Raw genomic sequence first — 8023 nt, forward strand, 5'->3', positions numbered from 1 at the left:
CGCCGAATTAGCTTTCAGCAGCCGCTGCACTGGCTTGGGCCTGCTGAGGCGATTACTGAACCCGGATCAAAATTTCAGTTCTGTCCTCGGCCAGCGCGGGCGCGGCCGGAAGCCAGGCAAGGCCTGCCCCCAATCCTGCAGCCTGGCAGCCTCGCCATAATACAGCTCGTCGCCATAGTCCCAGACCAGGCCAGTGTTTCGACGGTGGGCATAGATTTAACCTTGTGCTATCGCAGCTACTCATCGTTGCGCCACACTATCAAGCTCGCCCACGGAACATCATGCGCGTTCAATTCCATGGATTGCTGTTTGATCTTGCCGCAGATTGGGTCGATGCAACTGGTGATCTTCCGGCCGGCTCGCCGCCAACACTGGTGCGCCCGACCGGCGTTGGAGCTCTCCAGTTTTCGGTCGCCCGCTATAGCGGTGGCAAGCATCCGCATGTCAGCCTGGTGGATCTGCAAGACATGCTGGGCAGACATTGCGATAGCCTCACGCGCGATTTCGGTGCGCATACTGTGAGCGATGGCGACATTGACAAGGTGGGATGCGTTTCTTTCGAGCATGGCGAGACCCTGGCGATCTGGTACCTGTCGAACGGTCGCGATGTCGTACTGGTCACGTATTGTGCAATGGGAACGCGCGATCCGGAAATCTCCAAGGAGCTTGCCGAGTCGAAACTGATGGTCGAAACAATCGACTTTTGATCCCCGATACTTGCAACACTGGAGCAATTCCAGGAAAAGTGCGCAGCGGTTTTCCCTAGGAATTGCGCAAAAACAAGAAGATAGAGCGATTCAGCGATTCGAAGAGAAGCGGAAATGCTCTAGAATGCCGATGAGGCCTTCGTCATGTCGTGGAAAAATCCATACGAGATCATCGACACTGTTCCGATCGTCCCGGCAGGCAAACCGATTGTCACGTTCAGTTCAGTGAAAATAGACGGTGAGATTCTTTATCTTCTTAGTCACGAGCTTGAGCGCACCAAGGACCTCATCACCCCAGCTGACGTCAAGAATCTGAGCGCCTTTCTCATCGAGGCGATAGACAAGATCGACGCAGAGCAACCAACTTCCTATGGCCTGGGTTTGCTGGGTCGAATTGGCAGAGACTTTGGGCGATTGCTGGATTGCTACCACGGATACCACATCCGGGCCGCCTACATGCTCCGCAACGTTTCGGGGGTTGAAGTTGCCGATTTCTGCATAGCGCACGAAGACGGCGACGATCGATATCGCCTAGTCATGTTCTATTGGCACGCAGAGGCGGTGTGTAAGTACGCCCTCGGTCAAGAACAGATAACGCGATGGTGTGCTTTCATAGAAAGGGAGCATCACCAGCCCTAAGCTACTGCCCGCACCTGCTGATCGGTATCGATGTTGAAGTAAACCACGGCCGGCGGCTGCCCGTCATGGCGGTGTGAGGCTGCTGGTTATTAACGTGCTTTTGCCGCTTCCTCTCGATTAATCTTCTCGTCGGCGGCTGCAACCATTTCACGAGTGATCATGTCGTTCTCAATATGGGTGTTCCCATAGACAAAGCTCAGCCTCTGCTCACGCATCTGACCCTCGGTCATCTGAACCTTCTGAGCTTTTGCAACCAAAGCTTCAAGCGCAGCAGTCATGGCAATCTCCGAGATTCGTAGCGAATCTGCGTACGTTTGGGTTTGTGAGCCGTATAATCGCGCTGCGCTTCAGCCGGCCAAAAACCAAACTCGCCTTTGATATCAAAGCCATCGAGATGGTTTGGTGCCCCTAGCCGGGATCGAACCAGCACTCCTTGCGGAACTCGATTTTGAGTCGAGCGCGTCTACCAATTCCGCCATAGGGGCCTGCCCTGAACGGACAGAATGGTCGCGGACTATACGGTCGGGCGGCCCCTCGTCAACTGGGCAGAAGCGCCTTTGCGCAACTTCATGCTGGAACAGCGTCTGGAGCCACTGCCAAAGCGATGGCCGAGCAGTGCAGGCAGCGCGGCAACACCGCAAATGATACAGGCCGGTACTTTTGGCCGATGCTGCTGGCCGATGCTGCTGGCCGATGCTGTTGAAAGCGGGTGCGGCGAACAAGGGCGGCGCCGGCGATCGCCGGCCGTGGCCAGCAGCCTTTGGCGCAGATGGCGCGCGGCGGCGCCGTGCGACTGGTCGACGCGCCACGGCAGATATGCGGTCAGCGCCGTCGCGGCCTGTGCGCCAAGGGCTGATGCAGCGACGCGGCAGCCATGACGATCCCGGCCAGGCATGCGGTCATGACGCGACACCATGCAGCGCTTGCCCCGGCTTTCACATGCGCGACGTCTCCAAGCCTTTCACATTCGCGACGTCCCCAGGCCTTTCACATTCGTGAAGTCCCTAAGCCCTTCACATTCGTGAAGTCCCTAAGCATTGTGCGCCACAGCAATTCTTCCTAAACAGGCAGCGCATATCTCAAGGGGGCCAGATGCTTCGCCGACTCTACGACTGGACCTTGTCGCTCGCGGCAAGGAAATCCGCCGAATGGTGGCTGGCCTTCATCGCCTTTGTCGAAAGCTCGGTTTTCCTGGTGCCGGCCGACGTGCTCTATCTGCCGATGGCGCTGTCGCGGCCTGACAAGGCCTATCGTTATGCGATCATCGCCACCATAGCCTCGGTGCTCGGCGGTATCGCCGGCTGGTATATCGGCCACTACGCCTTCGAGGCGGTGGCCAAGCCGGTGCTCGAATTCTACGGCAAATATGAAGCGTTCGAAGCCCTCAAGGTCTCCTCCGGCGCCGGCATCATCCTGCTGATGCTGGTCACGTCAGGGCTGTCGCACCTGCCGCCGATCAAGGTGGTGACCATCCTCGCCGGCGTCGTCAGCTTCCCGCTCGGCTGGTTCATCGTCTCGGCGATCATCGCGCGTGGCGCGCGTTTCCTGTTTTTGGCCTGGCTGCTCAGGACCTATGGCGAGCCGATCCGCGAATTCATCGAAAAGCGGCTCGGACTGCTCGCCGGCCTCGGCGCCGCCGCCCTCATTTTGCTCTATCTTCTCGTCAAATACCTGCACTGAACGGCAATAGCCGGTAACGACAGCTGGGCACCACAAAATGACCTCCCTCGCCTCCCCGACCGGCCGCAGCCAGACGCTGACCGCGATCTTCCTGACCATCGCCATGGCCGCCGTCGTCGGCACCGCCCTCGGCTTCCAGCACCTTGGCGGCTACCTGCCCTGCAAGCTCTGCCTCGAGCAGCGCACGCCCTATTATGTCGGCGTGCCGCTGATGGCGCTGGCAGCGCTGTCGTCGGCACTGCACTGGCCGGCCTGGCTGACCCGGGCGCTTCTGGCGGTCGGCGGCCTGCTGATGCTCTACGGGCTTTATCTCAGCGCCTACCACGCCGGCGTCGAGTGGCGCTGGTGGGCCGGGCCGACCGACTGTGCGGCGGTCTCCGGCACCATCGACACCGGCGGCAAGGGCCTGCTCGACGTGCTCAACGACGTCGTGCCGCCACGCTGTGAAGACGCCGCCCTGCGCGTGCTCGGCCTGTCCTTCGCCGGCTGGAACGTGCTCGCCAGCGCGTTTTTGGCCGTCATTGCCCTGCGCGGCGCGTTCACCAAGGGCTGAGGCACTTTTTCCCTTCTCCCCGTTCACGGGGAGATGGTGGCCCAAAGGGCCGGATGAGGGGCAGCGAATAGCCTTGCAAGCTCAGCTCAGCCCCTCGGTCAAAGCGAGCATTGTCAATCAAAGGTCGTGTCTCTTTTGATCGCTCTTATGGTCGAGCCGCGAACCCACCACAATACAGCTCCCCCACCGTAGCATACGATTGCCGCGATGATAAAACCCCAGCGGATACCAGACCAATATCCAACCGTGCCCGGTTCGACGCCCGCCGACATCGCAATGCCTTGGGTAACGTCGAAAGCGTAACCGACGAGGCCGGTGCCTATTGAAAAGGCCACCGTAGCCAAGCCCGACAGAGCTCCGATGCTGCGAAGATCCCCGTCCGAAACAGGATACGCTTTCACAGCGCGCCTCCCGTAGGAGGTGGTGAAGCTACTGCCCTTGTTTGCAAGGGCTCTAGGCGGCTTCGCAGTCAGTACTGGACCGACCGTAAGACCTTGTCCAGCCCCGCTGGACGCAGCTTGACTCTGAACCCCGGTGGCGGCCGCAGCCGAGCCAGCGCTACTTTGCGTCGGATTTTGCATTTAGTTCGGCTTCGAACTGCGCAGCGTGTGGCCCAAGATGTTGCAGCAGCACCTTGGCCAGTTCCCAAGCCTGGTATGGTGTCAAGGCTACAGAGCCACGGAAGTTGATCGGACTTTCTATTGTTCGACTTTCCCCGAAGGAAATGCGAACTTGCTCCCCATAGCCGCCGACGATGAACCTGTTTGCAAACACGGTGGGCAACAGGAAGGTTGATTCCATCAAGTCGTCTGGGACCGGTAGCGGTATGTATTCCATGGCCAACCCTATCAACTGGTAAGGTCGCACTGGTACCACGATTCGCGACTCGCTCTTCTTTAGAATAAATTCCTAGTATTTTATTTACACGTTCGAAGGGGATAAATCCGCATCTGCCTGCCGGCGTTCGATGCTCAAAAGCCAAGCAATTGGCTTTTGCCCGCTGCGCGGACCACACCTCACCTCCCCGTAAGCGGGAAGAAGAGCGAAGCGGATCACGGCTCGAGCTCGACATGCCAGTACAGATAATCCATCCAGCTTTCGTGCAGATGGTTAGGCGGAAACAGCCGGCTGGAACGTGCTCGCCAGCGCGTTTTTGGCCGTCATTGCCCTGCGCGGCGCGTTCAGCAAGGGGTAATTTTGGGGAGATCGCGATCCTTCGCACCCCCCTCTGTCCTGCCGGACATCTCCCCCGCAAGGGGGGGAGATCAGCCTTCACCGGAAGCGGAGAAAATCGCGTCAGTCGGCCCGAATTATCGGTGAACTCTACGGCTCGAGCTCGACATCCCAGTACAGATAATCCATCCAGCTTTCGTGCAGATGGTTGGGCGGAAACAGCCGGCCGTTATTGTGCAGATCGTGCACCGTCGGCTGGAACGGCCTTTGCAGCGGCCACATCTTGGCCTGCGACGGCATCATGCCGCCTTTCCTCAGATTGCAGGGCGAGCAGGCGGCAACGACGTTTTCCCACGTCGTCGCCCCGCCGCTGTGGCGCGGGATGACGTGGTCGAAGGTCAGATCCTCTGGCGTGCCGCAATACTGGCACTGGAAGCGGTCGCGCAAAAACACGTTGAAGCGGGTGAAGGCGGGAAAGCGCGACGGCTTCACATAATGCTTGAGGCTGACGACGCTGGGCAGCTTCATCGAAAAGGTCGGCGACGACACCGCATGTTCGTATTCGGCGACGATGTTGACGCGGTCGAGGAACACCGCCTTGATCGCGTCCTGCCACGACCACAACGACAAGGGGTAGTAGCTGAGCGGACGATAATCCGCATTCAGCACTAGTGCTGGGAGCCCATCCGGAGACACGGCAACCGTCACTTCCACTACCTCCTTGGTCCTCGAACCTAACGGCACGAATACTGTAAGCCCGAGGTGACAGGAATGTGAAGCGTCTGGTCGGTCAATCAACCCGTCAAAAATCCGCGATTTTGCGGATTTATGCAGGATTTCCGGCCGGCGGCGCGCCATCGCGACCACGGGTCTGGCGATAATACGCCCAGAACAGCCGCGATGCGACCCCTCGCCACGGTGCCCATGATTCGGCAAGCCGAATCAGTGCCTTCTCGCCGGGGCGCGGATTTATGCCGAGTGCATGGCCGACGGCCGATTGCAGCGCCACGTCGCGGGCCGGAAAAATGTCGGGATGGCCGGCGGCAAACAGCAGATAGACCTCCGCCGTCCACGGGCCGATGCCGGGTATGGCAATCATCGCCGCCATCGCCTGCTCGGCATCGAGCCGGCACAGCCCGTCGAGGTCGAGCCCGTCGGCCGCTGCCTGCGCCACAGCCACAAGCGTGCGCTGCTTGGGCCTGGACAGGCCGGCCGCGCGGAACATCTCCTCGCCGGCACCAAGCAGGCCTTGCGGTGTCAGCGGATCAACAAGCGCACTCAGGCGGCCGAAGATCGCCCTGGCGCTTGCCGTCGACACCTGCTGCGAAACGATGATCGAGGCCAGGCTGGCAAAGCCCGGCTCGGTCAGCCTGAGCGGCACCTCGCCGGCCATGCCGCGCACCGCTTCCAGCCGCGGATCGATCGCGCACAGCGCGTCGAGGCCGAAATTGACGTCGTTTAGATTGCTGATGCGGCGCATGCGTCACTTGTTAGGTTGCGGCGGGCAACGTAGCAATCGCCAAGGTTAACCTTCAATCCGGCACAGCTACGCTCATGACGGCTCCTGTCTTTCGCTTCGCGCCCAGCCCCAATGGCGAATTGCATCTCGGCCATGCGCTGTCGGCGCTGACCAACCAGCGCATGGCGGCCAAATCAGGCGGGCGGCTGTTGCTGCGCATCGAAGACATCGACCTCACCCGCTGCACGCCTGAATTCGAAGCCGCGATCCGCAGCGACCTCGCCTGGCTCGGCATCGCTTACGAACAGCCGGTGCGGCGCCAGTCGGAGCATTTCGCCTGTTACGAAGACGCGCTCGAACGGCTGAAGGCCGACGAACTCGTCTATCCCGCCTTCATGAGCCGCGGCGACATCCGCGCGGCGATCATCGACCATGAGGCCTCAGGCCAAAGCTGGCCGCGCGACCCCGACGGTGCACCGCTTTATCCCGGCACCGACCGGACGCTGTCTTCCCGCGAGCGCCGGCGCCGCATCGATGCGGGTACACCCTTTGCCTGGCGCCTCGATACGGCAGCGGCACTGGCGCGGCTGCCTGACCAGCTCAACTGGCGCGAATGGGGTGATGAAACGATGGCGGCCACCACAGACATTGCCGCCGACCCGCTGCAATGGGGCGACGTCATCATCGCCCGGCGCGAGATTGCGACCAGCTATCATCTGTCGGTGGTCGTCGACGACGCGCTGCAGGGCATAAGCCACGTCGTGCGCGGCCTCGACCTCTATTTCGCCACCTCGCTGCAGCGCCTGCTGCAGCAGGTGCTCGGCCTGCCCCAGCCGACCTATTTTCACCACCGGCTGGTGCTCGGCCCGGACGGGCGCAAGCTGTCGAAAAGCCAACGCGACACCGGCCTCGCCGCATTGCGTGATGCCGGTGAAACGCCCGAGACGGTGAAGGCGATGCTGGGATTTTAGCGTGCCCCGATGCGGCGCCTGCATGCGCTTCATGCCGGTCACGGCGATGTCGGGATTTTGCCCGATGTGACGCCGGCATGGAACCGGCACGGCTTTCGTCCACGTTACGGCATGGATCCCCGACACTCTCCGCTCGCTTCGCTCGCTCACGAGGTCGAGGATGACGGATTGCGGGGGGCGCCGCTGCCAACCGTCGACCTTGGCGACTGGCAGAGACGACGCGCATTCGCATCTGTTGGCGAGTTGCGTGGGCGGAGACGGCTGATAGCGGATTGCGGATTGCGGTGACGCTACCAACCATCGACCTTGGCGTCGACCACTGGCCGACGCGATGCGCGTTGGCATGTGTTGGCGAGCTGCGCTGGAGATTGACGGTGACGGCGCATGCCAGTCGTCGAACTGGCCTGGCCGATGCAACGCGCATTCGACGTCGACGGTTGGCGGTGGCAACTCATGACGGTCGTCATCCTCGACCTCGTGAGCGAGCGAAGCGAGCGGAGAGTGTCGAGGATCCATGCCGTGACGTGGACGAAGGCCGTGCCGGCTCCATGCTGTCGCCGCATCGGGGCAAACTAAAATTCCAGCATCGCCTTGACCGTCTCGGGCGTTTCACCGGCCTCGCGTTATGCGGCGAGGCCGGCGAAGCGCTGGTATTGCGACGGCTTGCGCCTGCCCGGGCAAGGCGGTTGGCTGTGGGTGTCTGGCGCATTCGGAGCCGGTAACGGCATGGCAACTGTGTTCAAGCGAAGTGTTTTTGGTCGCGGATCATGGCGTTGAGGATGGTGATGAGCTTTCGCGCGACAGCGATGATAGCGCATTTCTTTGATCCGGAGCGTTGGGC

Annotated in this window: 10 protein-coding genes, 1 tRNA gene and 1 pseudogene; 5 read left to right on the plus strand and 7 right to left on the minus strand. The window is 61.0% G+C overall.

The window, feature by feature from the left end; all coding sequences use genetic code 11:
* The first annotated feature begins 281 nt into the window (after window positions 1-281).
* Together IHE39_RS29310 and IHE39_RS29315 are read left to right on the plus strand one after the other, a co-directional pair.
* Window positions 282-707, plus strand: coding sequence for a hypothetical protein (locus IHE39_RS29310; RefSeq protein WP_192569001.1), 426 nt, complete (start codon window positions 282-284; stop codon window positions 705-707).
* Window positions 708-851: 144 nt separating this feature from the next.
* A complete protein-coding gene (locus tag IHE39_RS29315; protein WP_192569002.1) occupies window positions 852-1346 on the plus strand; it encodes a hypothetical protein in 495 nt (164 codons plus the stop codon).
* An 89-nt stretch (window positions 1347-1435) separates the two neighbouring features.
* Here the strand turns inward: IHE39_RS29315 and IHE39_RS29320 are convergent, their stop codons facing one another.
* Together IHE39_RS29320 and IHE39_RS29325 are read right to left on the minus strand one after the other, a co-directional pair.
* Window positions 1436-1624, minus strand: a complete 189-nt coding sequence (locus IHE39_RS29320; RefSeq protein ID WP_192569003.1) for a hypothetical protein — start codon at window positions 1622-1624, stop codon at window positions 1436-1438.
* A 122-nt stretch (window positions 1625-1746) separates the two neighbouring features.
* Window positions 1747-1831, minus strand: a tRNA-Leu gene (locus tag IHE39_RS29325).
* 607 nt (window positions 1832-2438) lie between these two features.
* On the opposite strand from IHE39_RS29325, the gene IHE39_RS29330 reads away from it, so the two are divergent.
* Together IHE39_RS29330 and IHE39_RS29335 are read left to right on the plus strand one after the other, a co-directional pair.
* Entirely contained in the window at window positions 2439-3026 is a 588-nt protein-coding gene (locus IHE39_RS29330; protein ID WP_184772946.1) for a YqaA family protein, read from the plus strand.
* A gap of 37 nt (window positions 3027-3063) precedes the next feature.
* The gene (locus IHE39_RS29335) at window positions 3064-3579 is read left to right on the plus strand and encodes a disulfide bond formation protein B (RefSeq protein WP_192569004.1); all 516 of its coding nucleotides are present in this window, start codon (window positions 3064-3066) and stop codon (window positions 3577-3579) included.
* Between the two features lie 113 nt (window positions 3580-3692).
* Here the strand turns inward: IHE39_RS29335 and IHE39_RS29340 are convergent, their stop codons facing one another.
* The 5 genes and pseudogenes from IHE39_RS29340 to IHE39_RS29360 form a co-directional block, all read right to left on the minus strand.
* Window positions 3693-3980: a hypothetical protein gene (locus IHE39_RS29340; RefSeq protein WP_192569005.1), complete on the minus strand. Its 288-nt coding sequence runs from the start codon at window positions 3978-3980 to the stop codon at window positions 3693-3695.
* Window positions 3981-4137: 157 nt separating this feature from the next.
* Window positions 4138-4380, minus strand: coding sequence for a hypothetical protein (locus IHE39_RS29345; RefSeq protein WP_192569006.1), 243 nt, complete (start codon window positions 4378-4380; stop codon window positions 4138-4140).
* Between the two features lie 251 nt (window positions 4381-4631).
* Window positions 4632-4712 (minus strand): annotated as a pseudogene (locus IHE39_RS29350) (HNH endonuclease); the annotation flags it as partial.
* A gap of 190 nt (window positions 4713-4902) precedes the next feature.
* Window positions 4903-5460: an HNH endonuclease gene (locus IHE39_RS29355; protein WP_184772942.1), complete on the minus strand. Its 558-nt coding sequence runs from the start codon at window positions 5458-5460 to the stop codon at window positions 4903-4905.
* Window positions 5461-5578: 118 nt separating this feature from the next.
* Window positions 5579-6232 (minus strand): DNA-3-methyladenine glycosylase family protein, encoded by a 654-nt coding sequence (locus tag IHE39_RS29360; RefSeq protein ID WP_192569007.1) that lies wholly within the window; start codon window positions 6230-6232, stop codon window positions 5579-5581.
* Window positions 6233-6306: 74 nt separating this feature from the next.
* Here IHE39_RS29360 and gluQRS point away from each other — a divergent pair, with 74 nt between their 5' ends.
* Window positions 6307-7182, plus strand: coding sequence for a tRNA glutamyl-Q(34) synthetase GluQRS (gene gluQRS, locus IHE39_RS29365; protein ID WP_192569008.1), 876 nt, complete (start codon window positions 6307-6309; stop codon window positions 7180-7182).
* Window positions 7183-8023: the final 841 nt, after the last annotated feature.

The sequence above is a fragment of the Aminobacter carboxidus genome (assembly GCF_014863355.1).
Lineage (GTDB): Bacteria > Pseudomonadota > Alphaproteobacteria > Rhizobiales > Rhizobiaceae > Aminobacter > Aminobacter carboxidus.

Excerpts from the sequence above, each read along its gene's own strand:
- IHE39_RS29330 (WP_184772946.1), top strand. The coding sequence starts at position 2,439 with ATGCTTCGCCGACTCTACGACTGGACCTTGTCGCTCGCGGCAAGGAAA.
- IHE39_RS29335 (WP_192569004.1), top strand. The coding sequence starts at position 3,064 with ATGACCTCCCTCGCCTCCCCGACCGGCCGCAGCCAGACGCTGACCGCG.
- IHE39_RS29320 (WP_192569003.1), bottom strand. The coding sequence starts at position 1,624 with ATGACTGCTGCGCTTGAAGCTTTGGTTGCAAAAGCTCAGAAGGTTCAG.
- IHE39_RS29345 (WP_192569006.1), bottom strand. The coding sequence starts at position 4,380 with ATGGAATCAACCTTCCTGTTGCCCACCGTGTTTGCAAACAGGTTCATC.
- IHE39_RS29360 (WP_192569007.1), bottom strand. The coding sequence starts at position 6,232 with ATGCGCCGCATCAGCAATCTAAACGACGTCAATTTCGGCCTCGACGCG.
- IHE39_RS29315 (WP_192569002.1), top strand. The coding sequence starts at position 852 with ATGTCGTGGAAAAATCCATACGAGATCATCGACACTGTTCCGATCGTC.
- IHE39_RS29310 (WP_192569001.1), top strand. The coding sequence starts at position 282 with ATGCGCGTTCAATTCCATGGATTGCTGTTTGATCTTGCCGCAGATTGG.
- gluQRS (WP_192569008.1), top strand. The coding sequence starts at position 6,307 with ATGACGGCTCCTGTCTTTCGCTTCGCGCCCAGCCCCAATGGCGAATTG.